This is a genomic window from Flavobacterium davisii, from assembly GCF_042182265.1.
GTDB classification, from domain to species: Bacteria; Bacteroidota; Bacteroidia; order Flavobacteriales; family Flavobacteriaceae; genus Flavobacterium; species Flavobacterium davisii.
Window position 1 is genome coordinate 3,211,877 of the sequence record NZ_CP097869.1, and the last position, 21,263, is coordinate 3,233,139.

Consider the following 21,263-nt stretch of genomic DNA (forward strand, 5'->3'; position numbering starts at 1 on the left):
TTCATCTTCACAACAAAGTCTAATACGGATATGGGCTAAATAATACAAGTCAAATAGGTATAAGAAACAATGCCTTAACTAACTTTTTCTGCCTAATAGACTTTTTTATTAATCCTACAAAATAAAAACGTTTCACTTCGGCTCTATTTTTTCAAAAAAAACTAATAGATTTTAATATTTAACATTTTAGTTGTTGTATATTTGCCGCCCTTAATTTTTAAAAAAATGTTGAAGAATAGTATTTTAAAAGGAGTCTTTCTAGTAGGATTAGGAGCAACTAGCTACGGAATGTTAGCTACTTTTGTAAAGTTAGCTTATAAAGAAAACTTTACTACAGCAGAGGTTACGTCCTCACAGTTTATATATGGAATTTTAGGTATGCTTTTAATAAATGCTTTCCAAAAATTCAAAAAGAAGGAAGAAGTTATAAAAGCAAGCTCTGCTAATATTTTGCACTTAATGTTAGCGGGGACCTCACTTGGTATGACGAGTGTTTTTTATTACTTAGCTGTAAGATATATTCCCGTTTCTATAGGGATTGTTTTGTTAATGCAAACCGTTTGGATGGGAGTATTACTAGAATGGTTTTTAGATAAAAAAGCCCCTTCTATGCAAAAAATAATTTCCGTTACAATCGTTTTAGTAGGAACAGCTTTAGCTACCAACTTATTTAGTAAATCAATTAATTTAGATTGGAGAGGTATCATGTGGGGACTTTTAGCTGCTGCTTCTTTTACTACTACTATGTTTACAGCCAATAGAATTGCTGTAGGAATATCGTCTGCACAACGTAGCCTATACATGCTTTTAGGAGGTGCTATTATTGTTTTTGGTTTTTCTATAGCTACACAAGTAACACCTTTCAACATGGCTATTTTTACTAAATGGGGTGTCTTTTTAGCTTTATTTGGCACAATTATCCCTCCTATCCTAATGAACGCAGGATTTCCTCATACTGGAATTGGATTAGGAAGTATTGTTTCTTCCTTAGAATTGCCTGTTTCGGTTATGATGGCATTTATTATATTAAACGAAACCGTTGTTTTATCTCAATGGTTAGGAATAGGACTCATCATATTAGCAATTGTAATAATGAATATAAGTAGTAAAAAATGATACTACTTTTCTATATTTAATTTCATTCATTTTAACCTAAATTCAGCATTAGAAATCTATTCCACTTTATTTTTTTTCAAATTTAAGCACGTACTCCAATTTTATTCATCGAAATAGTGGACTATTTCATCTTCTAAAATTTTCCATGAGCACTTGAATTTATTGAAAAATCTTGTTTCACAACGAAATTTAATGCGGAATCTGGGCTTAAAAAGGTTGACGTAAAAGTTCACAATCTTGTCTTTCGACTAATATAGGAGAAATCTCATAAGGAATATTGTGTGATTTCTCCTTTTGTCGGGATGAACTGTCCAAGTTCAAAAGCAGAGAGAGAAAGGAACTAGCTTTGCGAACAGTCTTTTGATCAATGACAAAATTTAGCTTTTATCTTTCTCTTTCTTCTGTTGAAATAAATTTATAAATATTCAAAGAACTTACCTAGACAAACATAGGATGACAAAAGGTAAATTGATTTTTAAATTTCGAACAGTCTTTTTTAATTTTCACCTTAGATTAGCTTTTAAAGCCAAATTCTACATTAGACTCGAACGAAGTGAATTAGCAAAGCAAATCTATTCTTCTTTATTTTTCTTCTAATTCAAGCACATACTTCCATTTTGACCATCAAAATAGTTTTCTATTTCTTCTTCCAAAATTTTACGTGAGCACTTTGAATTTATTGTTTTTTTTGCCTCATAACAAAGTTTAATACTAATTCTATCTAACTTAATTTAAGGAATTGATAAAGAAGTAGTTTCGATTCCGTATTTTTTAATCATTTTTTTAATTTGTATCGTTTTTTTATTCTTCATTTCTTGAATATATTGGTCTGTATTTATTGGTATATAATGTTGTTTTTTGACTATCATATTCCAAATTATAACTGCTATTTTTCTTGCTGTTGCTGTAATTGCAGCACCTCTTCCTTTTTTAAAAGAAATCCTTTTAAAGAACATAACGAGGTAACCTTCTTTTTTTCTTTCAATTGTATTTGCCGCATTTCTTAATGTCAATGCAAATTTATTTTTCCCTTTTGGAGTTCTGCTACTCAAAACCTTACCTCCACTAATTTTATTATTTGGAGCTAACCTGAGCCAATTCACAAATTGCTTGGAGGTCTTGAATTTATATATATCGGTGCCTATTTCGGCTAAAAAACTAGTAACGGTTCCTGAGCAAACTGATTCTATAGCAAAGAGATCTACTCCAAAAAGTTTTAAACTATATTTCTGTACATCAAATTTGGGTTGGTTTTTCCCTTTATTCTGTTTCTTTACCAATTCGATATCTTCTGATAAAACAATTTCTCTGGTTTGATTTTTCAGCACTTGATCAATACGAGTATCGGTGTTTTTTATTTTATCTTGAATAAGTCTGTAAATATCATAACAATCGGAAAGCTCATGTAGGTATTCATTGTTTATTTTACCTTGCAAAGCGTCGGCTATTTCTTCTTTGCTTTTTTTAACTCGTTTGTCGCAATATTCAGCTAATTTTTCACCTGAAGTTTCACCTGATAGTATCATCTCAATTACTCTTATTCCAGAAACTCCTGTGATGTCACTTATCACAACGTCGAGTCTGAAGTTCATTAAACGTAATGCTTTTTGCATTTTGTTTACAAAGCTTGAACTTTGTTCAATCAAACTAGAACGATGTCTATGAAGTGTTCTTATCTGCAAAGTGGTTTCAGAGGGCAAAAAAGAACCTCGTAATAGCCCTAAAGAATGAAGTTTCTGTATCCATTGTGCATCTTTCACATCTGTCTTTGCTTTAAGGTTTTTTGTTTGAGTCCCTTGAACCAAAAGAACTTCAAAACCATTTCCCTGCAAGATCATAAACAATGATTGCCAATAACTCCCTGTGGACTCCAAAGCAACACTACGAATCTTGTTCTCTTGAAGATAAGCTACCAAAGCGCATAATCCTGATTGATAAACATTAAATTCTCTAATTTGATTTTCATCCTGTCCTATGGCTACAAAATGAGAACGTGACCCAACATCAATTCCTGCAGCATTGGGATTTACAATTTGCATTTTTTCGAAACTTTTCATAAAATATCTTTTTATTAAAATGCGAGGAAATGTAATATCTTTGCTTAAATTATTCTATACGAGATAACATGGTGTTTCATCATTGATTGTCTCAAAGGGCTTCCAAATGGAAGCCTTTTTACATTTCAGCCAAAATCTGGGAGGGGATAAATTCACCATTTTATACATAGGCTTTGCTCGCAAGTGCAAGTTAGCTCTCATTTGTCAAAGAACAATACTTTCTTGAAATCTGGGTTAAAGTTTTATCATAGATCAAAATAACTTTGGATCTAAAAATATACATTTTTTCATCTTGTTTCTTCTTTTCATCTTCAACATAAAGTCTATCATCTAACCTGTACTTTATTCAATTTATCTGGTTGTACTATTTAAATAATTCTATAATTTATTTCCGTTTTAATCCATTTTATATAGAATAATAAAGTAATAATTAGATAAAACTTTGTAAATTTATTTTTTGTTTCTATCTTTTAATAAAAACCAACTAACAAAATGCTATTTCCTGATGAAATAATAAAATTTAAGCTTCCTGATGCAGAGCTTATTTATTATCCTGCTTTTTTTTCACTAGAAAAAGCAAATATTCTTTTTCAAAAATTACAATCCGAAATCCCATGGCAACAGGATAAAATAAACGTTTATGGAAAAGAGCATTTTCAGCCACGATTAACAGCTTTATTTGGTAATGAAGGAAAACCCTATGGATATTCTAACATCATAATGCACCCTCATCAATGGACTCCTTTATTAACTCATATTAAAAATGAAATTGAACAAGTTTGTAACACCCATTTTACAACGGTTCTATTAAACAATTATCGGAATGGTCAGGATAGCATGGGATGGCATGCTGATAACGAAAAAGAATTAGGGAGAAACCCTCTTATCGCTTCTGTTAGTTTTGGGGCTGAAAGAAATTTTCAACTTAAACACAATACTATTGAAAGGGCTAAGCAAAATATAAACTTACAACATGGAAGCTTACTAATCATGCAAGGTGCAATACAACATTTTTGGAAACACCAAATACCTAAAACGCAAAGAGACATAGGCCCCAGAATAAATTTAACGTTTAGAGTCATTAAATAATTCTGATTTAAAGAAATCTTTTTTATTTTACATTTTTAGCAATTCTCTTTTTTGATTCAATTTCTACATTAAAACGTTTCATAAACTATTTAAAACAAAATACTTACAAAAAAGCAAAACATTTTTTATTTTTCTTTTTAAATTGCCTTATCACGCACACTATTTAATCCTTATTGATTATTAGCGAAGTCTAACACCTAAAAAATCTAATAAAACTAACGATTTTTACAAAGGAGAAATAGATTTAAACTAAAATTTGTCTGGTAAAATTTTTCCTGGATTCATAATATTATTAGGATCAAAAATATACTTAATTTGTTCCATTAACTCTAAATGCACCTTTGAAAAAGCTATATCCATGTAATTTTTCTGTACCCAGCCAATCCCATGTTCTCCAGACAAGGTTCCTTTTAAAGAAAGAGTTAACTCAAAAATTTCCCGAATTCCTTTTGGCACCTCTTCACTCCATTGTTTATCTGTTAGATTTCCTTTTATAATGTTTACATGCAAATTACCATCTCCAGCATGTCCATAACAAACTGATTGAAAACCGTATCGAGCACCGATTGATTTGATTCCTGTTAATAATTTGGGTAATTCATATCGAGGAACGACAGTATCTTCTTCTTTATAGATTGAATTTGCTTTTACAGCTTCTGCAACACCTCGTCTCATCTTCCACAAGGCACTCTTTTGATCCTCAGTATCGGCGAAAAGAATTTCATCAATTTGAAATTTTTCTAAAACATTCATTATTTTTTCAGCCTCTAACATTAAAATTTCAGGATAATTTCCGTCTACTTCAATCAATAAATGAGCTTGATGATCTGGTTGAACATCAATAGCTATTCCTTCTATATATTTCAAGCTCCAATCAATAGCATCACGTTCCATAAATTCTAAGGCACTAGGTACTACACCTGCTCTAAAAATAGCTGAAACGGCTTCACAAGCTTGATCTGCCTTATAAAAAGGAACTAACATTAAAATATTAAACGATACTTTAGGCAACAATTTTAGCACTGCTTTGGTAACAATCCCTAATGTACCTTCACTACCGATAATTAATTGGGTTAGATTATAACCTGTCGAATTTTTTAGTGTATTGGCTCCTGTCCAAATAATTTCCCCCGTAGGTAAGACTACTTCTAAATTGAGTACATAATCCTTCGTTAATCCATATTTAACAGCTCTAGCTCCTCCTGAATTTTCTGCTATATTCCCTCCTATGAAGCAACTTCCCATGCTACTTGGATCTACAGGATAGAAAAGATCTTTTTCTGCTACCTTTTCACGTAATACTTGTGTTATAACGCCTGGTTCTGTGATAACCTGAAGGTTTTTTTCGTCTATTTCAATAATTTTATTCAATCGTTCTGTAGAAAGTCCGATTCCTTCTAAAACAGACAAAGCCCCTCCACTCAATCCTGTTTGTCCTCCTATAGGCACTACAGCTGTATAAAAATCATTTGCTAATTTAACAACAGCTGCAACTTCTTCTGTACAACCTGGTTTTACCACAACACTTGGAGGAAAACAAAAATCTTCTGTTTCATCATGTCCATAGTTATTTCGTGTTTCAATATCCGTAAAAACATACGATTCACCAACAACAGTTATTAATTTTTGAATTAATTCTTTTGAAACAGACATATCATTTGAGTTTTGTTTATGTAAAATTAAACATATTTAATTCATTTTATCTTTTTTCTTATTAACTATAATTTGTTAAAAACAAAAAGTTCAAATATTTCAAAATCTCAATTTTAAAATTATTTTATAAAATATTTTTTTTATTTGTTTAATAAAATATTTTTTATTAATTTTATTAACCCAAATATAAATTATTATTAGCCTATGAGTACGATGTCAATCTACATTCAAAGAAAGTTAGAAAAAGCAAGTTTAAATCCTGAACAATTTAACAAGGAGTTAAATCAATCTATCAAAATTCTTATTTCATCCGAAATTGATGAATTAGCAAAATGGTTTGTTAACTTCACAAAGGACAAACCACATTTAAAAACCATTAAAAACAATACTGCCTATAACAGAAATCTACTTATCAAATTTTAATTTTAAGCAAAAGGCTGTCCGATAGAATTTACTCTTTATTCTCAATTTTTAACTATCATAAAATAGCTAAAGATTATCTGACCCCTAGAACAAAGTAGCAAATCAGCTGAACAGCCTTTAAAAAACAAAAAATTAACACATTTATTTTTTCCAATAATTATTAGCTTTTGCTATAGTAGCAAATTCTAGCGCTACAGTCTGACCAATCGCTATTAACATAGCTGGATCTTCTGCATAAACTGGTCTTAGTTTTTCGCGAACTGAAGCATCAGGCTGTGTATATTTAATAATTAATCTAGCCATTTTTACAGCCAACAATCTCCCTTCTTCAGGAGTGGCCGTAATCAAAGAATTATTAGGTATTAAAACGTCCATAAAATATTTTTTAAGCAAAAGTATTTTCATAATACTAAACTCGTTGTGATCTAGATCACAACTCAACTTTTTTTAGACATAATTCTTGAAATACTTTCCCTACTAACCCCTAAATCCGTGGCAATTTGCTGATGAGTTAACTTAATACCGTTTGACTCTAATTTCGTGCTATATTTTTTCAAATATCGTTCTAATCGTTTATCTAGATCATCATTTTGCAAGCCTATATATAATTGAAGTATATTTTGAAATTCAAAAGATAATCTATTTACTATATAGTCTATAAATCTTTTATCTTTTTCCAACAATTCTTCTACCACCACTTTTGGCAACAACCAAGCTTCTACTTTCGTTAAAGCTTGAGCGGTGAACAATAACTTATCCATTATATTATAATGAGAAAAACTAACCATACATGCCTCCCCTGCAACTACATAATCTAACAAAACATCTTTCGAAATAGAAGTACAATCCAACCTCACTACTCCTGATTTCACAATAGGCAAATACAAAAAAGAATCTCCTTGAGAAACTAAATAATCTCCTACTTCAAATTTTTTTATCATTATTCTTTTTTGAAATGCTTCCAAACTAAAAAGCATTTCAACTGATTGGCAATCAATATCTAATATTTTTTCATTCATGATAAAATACATTTCAATAAAATAATAGGAATTTTTAAAATCTACATTCTAAAGATAAATCATTATTATTACAAAAAATAATTATCTTTACTAAAAAACCAGATCCATTGAATACTTACAGAAAAAAGTCCGCTCTAAAAGAAAATGAAGGCATCAAACAACCTGAAAGTATTAATCCAGAAGCAATCAAGCAAATAAAAGAGCACAGGAATAAAAACCTTACACCTGAAATAATTACAGAAAGCATCCTTAAAGGAGATAAAACAGCGCTTAGTAGAGCCATAACACTAGTTGAAAGCACAAATAGTATACACCAAGAAAAAGCCAACATAATTATCCAAAATTGTCTACCTCATAGTAATAAATCTATCAGAATTGGCATTACTGGTGTACCTGGAGTAGGTAAAAGTACTTTTATAGAAGCCTTTGGAAAACTATTAACCTCATTAGGAAAAAAAGTAGCTGTATTAGCTATCGATCCAAGTTCTAGTATTAGTCATGGAAGTATTTTAGGTGACAAAACACGTATGGAAGAGTTGGTAAAGGATGAATATGCCTATATTCGGCCTAGTGCTTCAGGGGAAAGCTTGGGAGGTGTAGCTAGAAAAACAAGAGAAAGCATTGTACTATGTGAAGCTTGCGGTTTTAATATAATACTTGTAGAAACAGTTGGAGTAGGACAAAGTGAAACAGCTGTACATAGTATGACTGACTTTTTTTTATTATTGAATTTAGCAGGGGCTGGAGACGAACTACAAGGTATAAAAAGAGGTATTATGGAAATGGCTGATTTATTAGTAATTAATAAAGCGGATGGTGATAATACAACCAAGGCGAAACTTGCTAAAACAGCATTCAACAGAGCCTTACATTTATTTCCTGAAAAAAAATCAGGTTGGATTCCAAAAGTCACAACTTGCAGTGCTCTAGAAAAAAAGGGAATTGACTCTATATGGCAAACTATTGAAGAATATGTTTCAATAACAAAAGAAAATGGTTATTTCGATAGCAAAAGAAACAATCAGAGTGAATACTGGCTTTTAGAAAGTATAAACGAGCAATTAAAAAGTCATTTTTTTAATCACCCTACCATCTCCTCTCTTTTAGAAATTGAAAAAATGGCCATACAAAACAACCAAAGTTCTCCATTTGTTTCTGCACAAAAATTACTAGACAATTACTTTAAAAACAAATAAAAACTATTTCTTTCTTATGACCTGAATCATTTTAAACCTAGATTACATAATAAAATTTGTAATCAAGTACAAAGGCAAAGAAGAAGATATAATAAATTGTTTTTTTTTACAGATACAGACATCTAAAAAACAACAACTTAACATATAGTTTGTTTCTTCGACAGAAGAAGTTAAATTTTCAATGTTATATGATTATATAATTCTACCCATTCACTTTCGAATCTTACTTTGGTCGAAATAAAAATGAACATTTTTTTAGATTCAACGTCATTTTTATATATAATACTATCTTTAAGGTTCAAATTTACTGTAATAATATCGTGTAATATTTCTTGATTCGTGTATTTTGTAGTCCGTTTTGGTTTAGGTAATTTCAAAACTAAAATGGTATAAATTTCATTTTCTTCCAATTCAAGCACGTTTTCTAATTTCTTTCATCAAAAGATAATTCTCTTTTTCTAAAGTTTTATGTGAGAATTTGATTTTATTTTTTTTTTACAACGAAGTTTAATGCGGAATCTGGGTTTAACTTTTTATTTCTTGAAATAGTAGCTATATAAAATGTATTAAAAATATTAACCCTTGTTTTTAGAACAAAATCTTTAAAAACAAGGATTAAATTCAGAAGTGAGAAGGTCTTAAACCTTTATTTTATCAATATCTTTTATTTTTAAATATACCTAGATAAGATTTTTTTCAGCATAATATCGTAGCATATTAAATTATATAAAATACATTATTCTTTAGATTCAGGAAAAACAATTGACAAAAACACAGACAGTACTAAAACAGCGCCTATTATTATGAGTGATATTACAGAATCTACGTGATAAAAAGGAGCTATAATCATTTTTATCCCTATAAAGGTTAAAATAATAGCTAACCCGTAAGGAAGTTTGTGAAATAAATGAATAAAATTATCTAGTAAAAAAAATAGAGCTCGTAATCCCAATATAGCAAAAATATTAGATGTATATAGAACTAACGGATCTCTTGAAATAGCAAAAATAGCGGGGATAGAATCAACGGCAAATAACAGGTCTGTAAATTCAATAACTGTCACTACAACTAACAAAGGCGTTGCTATTTTTTTACCATTTTCAACTGTAAAAAATTTATTTCCATCATAATTATCACTTACATTAAAAATTCTACGTACTAATTTTGCTCCCTTAGTATTGTTGTAATCCTGATCCTGATCTTCATCATTACTAAACCAAGATTTAATTCCTGCATAAATCAGGAATAATCCGAAAAGAGTCATCACTAAGTTAATATCATATTTAAATCCCGAAAAACCTATTAATCCTAAAATTTTATTCAAATAGGTTAATTCTATCAAAAAAGCCCCTGAAAATATAAAAATTGCTCTTAAAACAAGAGCTCCTATAATTCCCCAGAACAGTACTTTATGTTTATTTTCGTTGGCTACTTCAAAAAATTTAAAAACCATAATAAAAACAAAAAGATTATCTACCGAAAGAGCCTTTTCAATCCAATACGCTGACTGGAACTCATAAAATTTAATAGCTCCTGCAAAATGATATAATAATCCACTAAATCCCATTGCTAAAGCAATCCAGACAAATGACCAAGTTGCAGCTTCTTTACTAGAAACTTCGTGACTTTTTTTATTAAAGATTCCTAAATCTAATAACAACATAAACAAAACTATAATTGCAAATGTTAAAATTAACCAAGGATGTTCTTCAAAAATTGGATGTTCATTCATATCTTTTTTTTTACTATCTACTAACTTATTTTAATTCACTAAATGTCATTTTCATAAAACCCAAAAATTAACATCCCGATAAATCATCACTTATCGGGATTAAAGATATAATAGATTATGAATTTTTATTCTTCATATCTTTCCATTTCTCGATCGTAAAATTCTCCTGCTAAAGTAATTAAATATTCCATTTCTCTTTCTATTTCAGATTCATCTTCATCATCTAACTCTTCTATAAATTCAATTGAATCATCTTTTAAATTAATTAAAAAACGAGGAAATTCTAGATGAATAATAAAAATATCATCTGGAAAATCAGAATTATCTGCTAAAACAAATTTTGGTAATGTCATTTTATAATAATTTTTAATATTAATTTGTGCTATTTTGGAAAATCATACGTTTAGACAATTTTTCAAATCTATAAAACAAAAGCAATGCGGCTGCAATAAGTCCTGATAACAATCCAATCCAAACCCCAATAGCTTTTAAGAAAGTAAATAAACCTAAATAAATAGATATAGGAAAACCTATAATCCAGTATGCAACAAATGTAAGATACATTGGTACTTTTACATCTTGTATTCCTCTTAGAGCACCAAGTACGGTAACTTGTATTCCATCAAAAATTTGAAAAACAGCCGCAACTAAAATCAAATTAGATGCTATTGTAGCTACCTCTGTACTATCTCTTAAAGCTAATGTATTTTTGGAATCTATAAATAATTCAGGTAACCAATTATTTGTCACTATAAAAAGAATTGCAAAAATTCCTTGAATTAATATTGCTAATAAAAAAATAGAGCGTGCAATAACTTGTAATTTTTTATAATCTTGTATCCCCTTCTGATTCCCTATACGTATCATACCCGCAACCCCTAAACCAGAAACAAACATAAAGGTAAAAGTTGCTAAAGTTAGAGCTATTTGATTAGCTGCTTGGCTAGTTGTACCAATACTTCCGCACAACCAAATAGCTCCTGTAAACAGCGCTACTTCAAAAAACATTTGCATAGCGGAAGGAAGTCCTAGATCAACTATTTTTTTTGTCATTGATTTCCCTATACTTTTAATAGTAAATCCTTCAAAATAAGGTTTAAATTTTTTTCTTGATCTTAAAGCAAAATGAATATAAATCACCATTATTACCCTTGATAAAACAGTTCCAACTGCTGCTCCTAACATTCCCATTTTTGGAAAAATCCAAATGCCATAAATCAATACTATATTAAAAAACAAGTGTATGACATTACAAAGCAAATTAGCCCACATACCATACTTTGTTTCACTTTTACCATCGGCAAATTGCTTATATCCTTGAAAAATAATTAACGGAATTAATGAAAATGCAACTAAGTCTAAAAATGGTTTGGCTAGTTCAACTACTTCTTCTGGTTGTCCCATATATACAATCAAAGGCTTAGTTAAATATATAATAGCAAATAAGGTAATTCCTAATACTGTACAAAGCAATAATCCGTGATGAAAAACACTACGTCCTTTTATTAAACTATTCTCTCCATCCGCTTCTGCAACTAAGGGTGTTATAGCTGTTGAAAATCCTAATCCTAATGACATTCCTATAAATACAAAACTATTCGCTAAAGAAACTGCCGCAAGTTCCTTTGCTCCCAGTTTTCCTACCATTATGTTATCAACTATAGAAACTAAGGTATGCCCTAACATGCCTAAAACAATTGGATATGCTAATCGTATGTTTTCTTTAAATTCTTGAGTATAAGTCGAAAGCTTCATAGTCTGCAAAGATAATTTATTCAATGACAATTTCAATGACAATTTCAATGACAATTTCAATGACAATTTCAATGACAATTTCAATGACAATTTCAATGACAATTTCAATGACAATTTCAATGACAATTTCAATCGACAATTTCAATCGACAATTTCAATGACAATTTCAATGACAATTTCAATGACAATTTCAATCGACAATTTCAATCGACAATTTCAATCGACAATTTCAATCAACAATTTCAATATAAATAAATGAGGCACATAATTTGCTATAAATAATAAGAAAAAACTTAATTAATAACCGCTATTTACATGAAAAAAACATTTCTAACACTATCCCTACTAGCATTATCTTTTACTGCTTGCAAACAATCTTCTAACACGACTAATGAAGAAATAGCTAACGAGGTAGAAATTAACAATCTAATGCCGGAAAATCCTGAAACAAGCGATCCAGAATACACTAATCAGGAAAGTTATGCAGAAATAGAAGAAAACAAATTTGAAAACACAAATATAACTCCCTTGTCTACATTTTCGATTGATGTTGATAATGCTTCTTATACCAACATCCGTCGTTTTATCAATAACGGTCAAAAGATTCCGAAAGATGCTATACGTCTAGAAGAAATGATCAATTATTTTTCTTATACTTATCCACAACCGAATGATAATCACCCCTTTTCTATTAATACAGAATATAGTGAATGTCCTTGGAATTCCAAACATAAATTATTAAAAATTGGTCTTCAAGGAAAAAAGATGGATAAAAACAATCTTCCTGCTTCTAATATTGTTTTTCTTATAGATGTTTCTGGATCTATGGAAGAAGAAAACAAACTTCCTTTACTAAAAGAATCTATGAAGGTTCTCACAAAGGAATTACGTTCTGAAGACAAAGTTTCTATAGTTGTATATGCAGGAGCAGCAGGTATGATTCTTCCTCCTACTTCAGGAAATGAGAAAAACAAAATAATAGATGCTCTTGATGGCTTAACTGCTGGCGGCAGTACCGCTGGTGGAGAAGGAATAGAATTGGCATATAAAATTGCGGAAGAAAACTTTATCAAAGAAGGTAATAACCGAATTATTTTAGCAACAGATGGAGACTTTAATATCGGGGCTTCAACCGATAAAGAAATGGAACATTTAATAGAACAGAAACGTAAAACTGGCATCTTTTTAACTTGTCTAGGATACGGCATGAACAATTATAAAGATAGTAAAATGGAAACCCTTGCAAACAAAGGCAACGGAAACTATGCTTATATAGACAACATGCAGGAAGCCACTCGATTTTTAGGCAAAGAGTTCAATGGCTCTATGTTTACCATTGCTAAAGATGTTAAAATTCAAATTGAATTTAATCCCTCTCAAGTACAATCCTACCGTTTAATTGGATATGAAAACAGAAAACTAAACGACGAAGATTTTAAAAATGACGCTATTGATGCAGGAGAATTAGGAAGTGGTCATACAGTTACTGCTTTGTATGAAATTATCCCAACAGGAGTTGAAAGTTCTTATTCTCCTACAAAGCTAAAATACACATCAAAAGAATCTCAACACAATTCTACGTCTCTTGAATTAGCTACAATCAAGTTTCGATATAAAAAACCAGAAGGAGAAAGAAGTATTGAAATGATACAAACCATTAAAAATTTAAACAACCCTTTAAAATTTGCTAGTTCTGATTTTAAATTTGCTTCCTCTGTGGCGTGGTTTGGCATGAAATTAAGAGACTCGAAATATATTGAAAACAAAAAGACGGAAGATATTATAGAGCTCGCTAATAAGGGGGTACATAACGACTCAGAAGGTTATAAAACTGAATTTATTCGACTTATTAAAAGTGCTCAATTGTAATCATTTTTGTAAAATACTTATAATTATTTAATATTTAGCATTATGATAAAATGGGTGTTCTAAAAAATAGCTATTTAACTTAAATCCAGATTATGCATTAGACCCGAGCGTAGCGAATAGACGAAGTAAATCTATTCCACTTTATTTTTCTTCAAATTTAAGCACGTACTCAAATTTTAATCATCAAAATAGTTCACTATTTCTTCTTCTAAAATTTTCCGTGAGCACTTGAATTTATTGAAAATTTTTGTTTCACAACGAAGTCTAATGCGTAATCTGGATTAAACAACAGAAAAAATATAATGTTATCAGTACTATATAATTTCTTCCTATGACCAAATTGGTAACTTTAGTACACCTTTTTTTATTAGGATTGGTTTTGGCTCACATAAAAAAAAGGCTCTTTCTAAAATTGAAAAGAGCCTCTTTTTGCTTTATGATCATTTTATTTCTCGATTTCCTTTAGATTTTCCATTTTCTTGAAAGCCAAGAAACCTTTAATATCTTCAAAATGTTCTCGAACTCTTTTATTGCCAAATTCAAACACTTTAGTTACTAAATCATCTAAGAAATCACGATCATGGGAAACTAAAATTAATGTTCCGTCAAATTCTTTTAATGCTTCCTTAATAATATCTTTAGTTTTCATATCCAAATGATTGGTAGGCTCATCCAGAATCAATACATTTACAGGTTCTAACAAAAGTTTAATCATAGCTAAACGTGTTTTTTCTCCACCTGAAAGAACTTTTACTTTCTTCTGAATATCATCTCCTTTAAACATAAAGGCACCTAAAATATTTTTAATTTGGGTACGAATATCTCCTTCTGCAATTCGGTCTATAGTTTCAAAAATGGTTAAATCACCATCTAATAATGCCGCTTGATTTTGAGCAAAATATCCTACTTGTACATTATGTCCTATTTCTAATTTACCACTATCATGATTAATTTCTTTCATAATAGCTTTGATCATTGTTGATTTTCCTTCTCCATTCTTTCCTACAAATGCTACCTTTTGACCACGTTCAATTACCATATTAGCATTATTAAATACCACATGATCATCATATTTTTTCGTAAGTTCTTCCACAACAACAGGATACTGCCCTGAACGTGGCGACGGTGGGAATTTTAGCTTTAAAGCGGATGTATCAACTTCATCTACTTCTACCAAAACTAATTTTTCTAACATACGTACACGGGACTGTACTTGCTCTGTTTTTGAAAAAGTCCCTCTAAAACGCTCTATAAAAGCTTGATTTTCAGCAATAAATTTTTGTTGTTCATCATACGCCTTTTGCTGCTGAATTCTTCTATCCTGACGTAAGACTAAATAATCAGAATATTTTGCTTTGTAATCATAAATTCTACCCATCGTCACTTCAATAGTACGATTAGTAATACTATCTACAAAAGCGCGATCATGGGAAATAACCATTACTGCTTTAGCTTGAGTAACTAAGAAATCTTCTAACCATTGAATACTTTCCATATCCAAGTGGTTGGTCGGTTCGTCTAACAATATTAAGTCCGGTTTTTTTAATAAAATTTTAGCCAACTCAATACGCATACGCCATCCACCAGAAAACTCAGAAGTTTTACGAGTAAAATCTTCACGAACAAAACCTAATCCTTTTAATACTTTTTCAACTTCTGCTTCGTAATTAACTTCTTCTATAGAATAATATTTTTCGGAAAGTTCTGAAACACGTTCAATTAACTTCATGTACTCATCACTTTCATAATCTGTACGAATAGTTAATTGTTCATTAATTTCATCTATCTCCGCTTTCATTCCTAAAACGGAAGCAAAAGCCTTCGAGGTTTCTTCCATTACTGTACTGTCATCATTTAATAACAAATGCTGAGGCAAGTATGCAATTACAGCATCACTAGGTGCTGAAATATTCCCCCGTGTAGGTTTGTTTTCACCTGCAACGATTTTTAACAAAGTGGATTTTCCAGCTCCATTTTTGCCCATTAAGGCAATTTTATCATTTTCATTAATTGCAAAAGTCACATCGCTAAAAAGCGTAGTTCCGCCAAACTCTACGGCAATATCGTTTACTGTAATCATAATTGAAGTTTAAAAGTTTAAGGGGATTTAAAAGAGTTCCTTAAATTTTTGAAGGTGCAAAGATAAAATTAATGACTAAATTAAAGAATTTGAAAATCAAAAATTAATGATTTTTTCCACTAATAATTTTGCTTGCATTACATCTTTTTTATTCACTAGAACATCAACACCCGAATAAGGACTCCAAAATCCAGCCATAGCCGTAGCTTGAATTTCATTTTTTAAAATTACAAAAATCCCATTTATTTCTAATTCTGCCTTTATAGCCAAGGCACTTATTTCATTTCCAGAAAAAACTATAATCAAACTCATTTTTATTTTTTGCTAAAACCCAACAGCCTTATCATCTCCTCTATAATCAGCCCCTCCTTCAAACTTACCGTCTGGTAATACCAAAATAGCATCTACTTTCCCTATAATCTTATTTTGTTTTTCATTAATAATATATCCCTTTTTTCTTAAACTATTAATCAATTCATTCGAAAACTGATAAGGTTCAAAAACAACCTCATCAGGCAACCATTGATGATGAAATCGAGAGGCGTTAACGGCTTCTTGCATAGTCATTTCAAATTCTATAACATTCAAAAAAGTCTGTAATACCGAAGTAATAATAGTCGAACCTCCTGGAGTTCCTACAACCATAAATAATTTACCTCCTTTTTCTATAATTGTTGGAGTCATAGAACTTAACATGCGTTTTTTAGATTGAATTTCATTTGCTTTAGCTCCCACAAGTCCATATAAATTAGGAACTCCAGATTTTATACTAAAATCATCCATTTCATTATTGAAAAAAAATCCTAATTCATCTGAATAATGTTTACTCCCAAAATTATCATTTAAAGTTGTTGTGGCTGCAATTGCATTCCCAAAAGCATCTACTATAGAGTAATGAGTAGTTTCTGTACTTTCATTAGAAAAATGAATTGCTCCGTGTTTTATTTCAATAGAAGGAGTCGCTTTGTCAAAAGAAAAACTACTCATTCTACCTTTTAAATAGTCTTCATTCAATAATTTTTCTTGTGGAATTTTAACAAAATCGGGATCTCCTAAAAAATAATTTCGATCAGCATAAGCCCTTCGTTCCGCTTCAACAATAATCTGAATTGCTTTTTCTGAATTATGTCCAAAATCTTTTAACGAATAAGGTTCTATCATTTTAAGAATTTGTGACAATGTAATCCCTCCACTACTAGGAGGAGCCATCGTTACCAAACTATAATCTTTATACTGAACAATTATAGGTTTTCTCCAAACAGGCGAATATTCCTTTAAATCTTTTAATGAAATAATTCCTCCCCTTTTTTTAACAAAATTTACAATCTTTTTAGCCGTTTCTCCTTCATAAAATTCTTTTTTCCCATTTTTAAGAATTTTTTTAAGAGTTGTTGCTAACTGTGTTTGCTTTATTGTATCACCTTCTTTATACACTTTAGAATATAAACTATGAGCTCCATTTACTTTTATGAAATCATTCCTATAAGAAGCAAAGGTAATTTCATTCTTTTTTGTAACTACAAATCCTTTTTCTGCCAATTCTATAACTGGTGTTAAGATTTCTTTTAACGGCAAAGACCCCATTTTTTTATGTACCTCTAATACCCCCGCAATCGTACCAGGAACCCCTACAGCACTACCAGAACTCGTACTTAATCCTTCTATTACATCTTTGTTTTTATCCAAAAACATATCCTTATAAGCTCTTATTGGTGCTTTTTCTCTATAATCAAGACTTCCTGTATTTCCATTTGCTTTCCTATATACCATAAATCCACCACCACCAATATTCCCTGCTTGCGGATAACAAACAGCCAATGCTAATTCAGTTGCAACCATTGCATCAAAAGCATTACCTCCTTTTTTTAATATTTGAATACCAATATCAGAAGCTTCTTTCCTCGCTGATACTATCATTGCTTGCTCTGAAACCACTCCTTTTACCGTTTGTGCATAAAAACATCCCTCTTTGAATAGAAATAAGAGTATAAAAAGCATTTTATATTTCCACATATCTTTTAACATTTATTATTTTTCAGTACAAGTTATCTATAAAATATAAAATCTCCTAAAAAAAGGAGACTTTACAACAAATTCACAAAAAAACTTTATCATTTTTTATTTCAAAGTTCTTTTTCTCTTTCTATTTTCGATATATTCTTGGATAGCTTTCTTCGTCGTAACCCAATTTTTACCCTCTTTATGTGCATCTATTTTTCCTTGCCTAGCCAATAAACTAACATATTCTTGAGTAAATCCATACGATGATGATGGCTCATTAACAATATTAGCAATTGGCAAATAATCTTCATCATTATTAGGCAAAGCTGTTAAATAAATATTTAATGTACGTTCTACAGCTTGACACATTAGCAAAATAAGTTTTTGATAATTTCCATTATTTGCCTGATTTAAAGCTTCATAATATTTTTTTCTATCGTTTTTTAAAATAATAGCTGGAGGAAAGCCACAACGCATTAATAATAAATTCATACACAAACGAACTGTTCTGCCATTACCATCAAAAAAAGGATGTATCCAAACAAATTTATGATGAAATATAGTAGCTAATTCTATATCATTCAAATCTAAAGGATTTGAATTAACAAACTCTACTAATTCATCTACCAAATCCGAAACTTTATTAGCATTAGGCGGAATAAAATTAGCCCCTGATATACGAACACCTCCATTACGTAAGCGTCCTGCAAAATCATCTTCTATTGATCTTAAAACATATCCATGTAAAGTAAGCATATCTATACTTCTAAAAATATATTCATCACTTACTATTTCGTAAAGATAATCAATCGCTTTTTCATGATTTTTTGCTTCAAAATGTTCTCTTAGAGAAACTCCTTTTATAGTGATTCCCTCTTGAAGAACCATTTGAGTTTCTCTTAAGGTTAGAGTATTCCCTTCAATGCTATTAGAATTATAGGTCCATTCTATAGAAAGTGTTTCTTTTATTTTTTCAATAGCTATCTTAGGTAATGGCCTGGCTTTTACCAGCATTTCCTTTTTTTCATACAGTCTTTCAAAAGTTAACTGAAATTCTTCTCTATATGACAAATCTATATTCCACACAGCACAAATTTATTAATATCGTTTTGATTTTAAAAATTTTTATCCGATATTAACATTTTAAATAAAAAAATAGGCATCAAAACTGACACCTACTTTATTAAGTCTTTAATATTAATCTTCGTCATCGTATTCCAATCCAAAAAGATACGGATCTATCATAATCTTATCTGCTAAAATTTCAACACGTTCTGTTAATTGACTAGTAAAAAACAAACGTTGTGTTTTTTCTACACTTAAAGACAAGCGCTGAACAATTGGTTCTAAACGTTGCTTAAAAAGAATATCTGCATCATCTACTACAAAAATTTTAATCGTATTCATATTAAATCCAGCTCCAGAAAACATAGCATTAATTTTATTAGGAGTACCTATTAAAATATCCATTCCTGCGGAAATAACGTTCTTCTCTTCATCTATATCCGTTTTATCATTCACACCAATCACCCTTAGATTACTATATTTTCCAAACTTTTCAAAATAATCTAACATTTGTAAAACAGACTCTTTATCTTTAACCATAATTAATGCCCGTGTAGATTCGCCTATTGCTTTCTCTAGTTTTTGAATAACTGTATAAGCTATAGTAGAAGACTTTCCTTCTCCTCCATTCATTACCACTACAGCATCTGCACCACTTTTTAAGGTTCCCCAACAATCCAACTGTACTTCAGTTGCTTCAGTAAGACCATTTTCAATTAGGGCATTATGAAGATTTTGATTTATTTTTTTTAAATTCATGTTCTTTGAAACATTAAATAAGAAGAGATAACTCTTTAAAAAATTATCACTTTAAAACTTTTAATTAATTATTTAGATGCAAATAATTTTACATCATTTTCTGAAATTTCATTACCTCCTAGAATAATCAAACGCTCTACGACATTGCGCAACTCGCGAATATTACCTGTCCAGTCATATTCTTGTAACAATTTAATAGCTGAATTTGAAAAAGACTTTATCGCACTACCTTGTTCTATAGCTATTTTGCTAGTAAAATGTTCAATTAATTTAGGAATATCATCTCTTCTATCATTCAAAGCAGGAACCTTTATTAAAATAACAGCCAAACGATGATACAAATCCTCTCTAAAACGACCTTCTTCTATTTCTTTTTTCAAATCTTTATTAGTTGCCGCTACTATACGGACATTGACTTTTATATCTTTGTCAGCTCCTACACGTTGGATTAAATTTTCTTGTAAAGCACGTAATACTTTCGCTTGAGCAGGCAAACTCATATCTCCAATTTCATCTAAAAAAATCGTTCCTCCATTAGCAGCCTCAAATTTACCCGCCCTATCTTTTACAGCGGAAGTAAAAGCTCCTTTTACATGTCCAAACAACTCACTTTCTATTAATTCAGAAGGAATAGCAGCACAATTTACCTCTATCATCGGCCCAGAAGAACGTTCGCTACGCTGATGAATTTGATGAGCCACTAATTCTTTCCCTGTACCATTTGGTCCCGTTATTAGCACACGTGCTTCTGTGGGAGCAACTTTTTCTATCATCTCTTTTATATGCAATATCGGCATACTCTCCCCTATCATTTCGTAATTTTTGGAAACTTTTTTCTTAAGAATTTTATTCTCAACTACCAATTTCTTTTTATCTAAGGCATTACGAACAGTATTCAATAAACGATTTAAATCGGGTGGTTTTGAAATATAATCAAAAGCTCCTAAGCGCATTGTATTAACTGCTGTCTCTAAATCACCATGCCCTGAAATCATAATCATAGGTATCTCAGCCTTTATTTTCTTTATAGCTTCTAATACTTCTACCCCATCCATTTTAGGCATTTTAATATCACAAAGAATTAGATCATAATCTTCATTCTTGGCTTTTTCTAAACCTTGCACTCCATCTTCTGCCTCATCTACTTTATAAGCGTCATTTTCTTCCGCAAGAATTTTTGCTAAAACTCTACGAATTGCTGCTTCGTCTTCTATTATTAATATTTTACTCATTTTATATATTTGAGAATATTTTTTATTATTCGAATTTACAAAATACAACTAAATCAATCACCTAACGATTGGTACATTGCGAAGCGTTCCCAGCCTTAGTTTTTGCCGAAGCGCAACGGGGGTCTATTAAATCTCAAAAGAAATATTTTCAATATACTATTTGTTTCATAAAAAACGTAAAGTCCATTTTTTATAGCAACTTTTTCGTATCAGAATT

The 21,263-nt window shown here is 30.5% G+C and carries 18 protein-coding genes; 5 read left to right on the plus strand and 13 right to left on the minus strand.

Annotated features, from left to right (window positions below; translation table 11 throughout):
- Positions 1 to 225: 225 nt before the first annotated feature.
- Positions 226 to 1,116 (plus strand): DMT family transporter, encoded by an 891-nt coding sequence (locus NAB20_RS13725; RefSeq protein WP_088393937.1) that lies wholly within the window; start codon positions 226 to 228, stop codon positions 1,114 to 1,116.
- 731 nt (positions 1,117 to 1,847) lie between these two features.
- Here the strand turns inward: NAB20_RS13725 and NAB20_RS13730 are convergent.
- The gene (locus NAB20_RS13730; protein WP_127823170.1) at positions 1,848 to 3,173 is read right to left on the minus strand and encodes an IS110 family transposase; all 1,326 of its coding nucleotides are present in this window, start codon (positions 3,171 to 3,173) and stop codon (positions 1,848 to 1,850) included.
- Between the two features lie 492 nt (positions 3,174 to 3,665).
- Here NAB20_RS13730 and NAB20_RS13735 point away from each other — a divergent pair, with 492 nt between their 5' ends.
- The gene (locus NAB20_RS13735; protein WP_127822806.1) at positions 3,666 to 4,262 is read left to right on the plus strand and encodes an alpha-ketoglutarate-dependent dioxygenase AlkB; all 597 of its coding nucleotides are present in this window, start codon (positions 3,666 to 3,668) and stop codon (positions 4,260 to 4,262) included.
- A 249-nt stretch (positions 4,263 to 4,511) separates the two neighbouring features.
- Here NAB20_RS13735 and NAB20_RS13740 read toward each other — a convergent pair whose 3' ends face one another.
- Positions 4,512 to 5,915 carry an FAD-binding oxidoreductase gene (locus NAB20_RS13740; protein ID WP_105196950.1) on the minus strand — a complete coding sequence of 468 codons (1,404 nt, stop codon included), beginning with the start codon at positions 5,913 to 5,915 and terminating at the stop codon, positions 4,512 to 4,514.
- Between the two features lie 213 nt (positions 5,916 to 6,128).
- Between NAB20_RS13740 and NAB20_RS13745 the strand changes: the two genes are divergently transcribed.
- Positions 6,129 to 6,338: a hypothetical protein gene (locus NAB20_RS13745; RefSeq protein ID WP_240668918.1), complete on the plus strand. Its 210-nt coding sequence runs from the start codon at positions 6,129 to 6,131 to the stop codon at positions 6,336 to 6,338.
- A 141-nt stretch (positions 6,339 to 6,479) separates the two neighbouring features.
- Here the strand turns inward: NAB20_RS13745 and NAB20_RS13750 are convergent, their stop codons facing one another.
- Positions 6,480 to 6,713, minus strand: coding sequence for a hexameric tyrosine-coordinated heme protein (locus tag NAB20_RS13750; RefSeq protein WP_127822804.1), 234 nt, complete (start codon positions 6,711 to 6,713; stop codon positions 6,480 to 6,482).
- A 62-nt stretch (positions 6,714 to 6,775) separates the two neighbouring features.
- Entirely contained in the window at positions 6,776 to 7,357 is a 582-nt protein-coding gene (locus NAB20_RS13755; RefSeq protein ID WP_164849043.1) for a Crp/Fnr family transcriptional regulator, read from the minus strand.
- A 107-nt stretch (positions 7,358 to 7,464) separates the two neighbouring features.
- Here NAB20_RS13755 and meaB point away from each other — a divergent pair, with 107 nt between their 5' ends.
- Complete coding sequence (gene meaB, locus NAB20_RS13760; RefSeq protein ID WP_105196954.1) at positions 7,465 to 8,553, plus strand: methylmalonyl Co-A mutase-associated GTPase MeaB; 1,089 nt, start codon at positions 7,465 to 7,467, stop codon at positions 8,551 to 8,553.
- Positions 8,554 to 9,289: 736 nt separating this feature from the next.
- Here the strand turns inward: meaB and NAB20_RS13765 are convergent.
- The 3 genes from NAB20_RS13765 to NAB20_RS13775 all read right to left on the minus strand — a co-directional run bounded on the left by NAB20_RS13765 (position 9,290) and on the right by NAB20_RS13775 (position 12,040).
- Positions 9,290 to 10,285, minus strand: coding sequence for a TerC/Alx family metal homeostasis membrane protein (locus NAB20_RS13765; RefSeq protein WP_088394399.1), 996 nt, complete (start codon positions 10,283 to 10,285; stop codon positions 9,290 to 9,292).
- A gap of 125 nt (positions 10,286 to 10,410) precedes the next feature.
- On the minus strand, positions 10,411 to 10,638 hold the full coding sequence (locus NAB20_RS13770) for a hypothetical protein (protein WP_088394401.1): 228 nt from the start codon (positions 10,636 to 10,638) through the stop codon (positions 10,411 to 10,413).
- Between the two features lie 19 nt (positions 10,639 to 10,657).
- Positions 10,658 to 12,040 (minus strand): MATE family efflux transporter, encoded by a 1,383-nt coding sequence (locus tag NAB20_RS13775; RefSeq protein WP_088394403.1) that lies wholly within the window; start codon positions 12,038 to 12,040, stop codon positions 10,658 to 10,660.
- 315 nt (positions 12,041 to 12,355) lie between these two features.
- On the opposite strand from NAB20_RS13775, the gene NAB20_RS13780 reads away from it, so the two are divergent.
- Positions 12,356 to 13,909 (plus strand): VWA domain-containing protein, encoded by a 1,554-nt coding sequence (locus NAB20_RS13780; RefSeq protein WP_127822801.1) that lies wholly within the window; start codon positions 12,356 to 12,358, stop codon positions 13,907 to 13,909.
- Positions 13,910 to 14,354: 445 nt separating this feature from the next.
- Here the strand turns inward: NAB20_RS13780 and NAB20_RS13785 are convergent, their stop codons facing one another.
- The 6 genes from NAB20_RS13785 to NAB20_RS13810 form a co-directional block, all read right to left on the minus strand.
- Entirely contained in the window at positions 14,355 to 15,989 is a 1,635-nt protein-coding gene (locus NAB20_RS13785; protein WP_127822800.1) for an ABC-F family ATP-binding cassette domain-containing protein, read from the minus strand.
- Positions 15,990 to 16,085: 96 nt separating this feature from the next.
- Positions 16,086 to 16,301 carry a putative signal transducing protein gene (locus tag NAB20_RS13790; RefSeq protein WP_088392217.1) on the minus strand — a complete coding sequence of 72 codons (216 nt, stop codon included), beginning with the start codon at positions 16,299 to 16,301 and terminating at the stop codon, positions 16,086 to 16,088.
- 12 nt (positions 16,302 to 16,313) lie between these two features.
- On the minus strand, positions 16,314 to 18,002 hold the full coding sequence (gene ggt, locus NAB20_RS13795) for a gamma-glutamyltransferase (RefSeq protein ID WP_375605257.1): 1,689 nt from the start codon (positions 18,000 to 18,002) through the stop codon (positions 16,314 to 16,316).
- A 105-nt stretch (positions 18,003 to 18,107) separates the two neighbouring features.
- Positions 18,108 to 19,076 carry a Fic family protein gene (locus NAB20_RS13800; protein WP_088392219.1) on the minus strand — a complete coding sequence of 323 codons (969 nt, stop codon included), beginning with the start codon at positions 19,074 to 19,076 and terminating at the stop codon, positions 18,108 to 18,110.
- Positions 19,077 to 19,187: 111 nt separating this feature from the next.
- Positions 19,188 to 19,814 carry a DEAD/DEAH box helicase gene (locus tag NAB20_RS13805; RefSeq protein WP_127822798.1) on the minus strand — a complete coding sequence of 209 codons (627 nt, stop codon included), beginning with the start codon at positions 19,812 to 19,814 and terminating at the stop codon, positions 19,188 to 19,190.
- Positions 19,815 to 19,882: 68 nt separating this feature from the next.
- The gene (locus NAB20_RS13810) at positions 19,883 to 21,046 is read right to left on the minus strand and encodes a sigma-54-dependent transcriptional regulator (RefSeq protein ID WP_375605258.1); all 1,164 of its coding nucleotides are present in this window, start codon (positions 21,044 to 21,046) and stop codon (positions 19,883 to 19,885) included.
- Positions 21,047 to 21,263 lie beyond the last annotated feature (217 nt).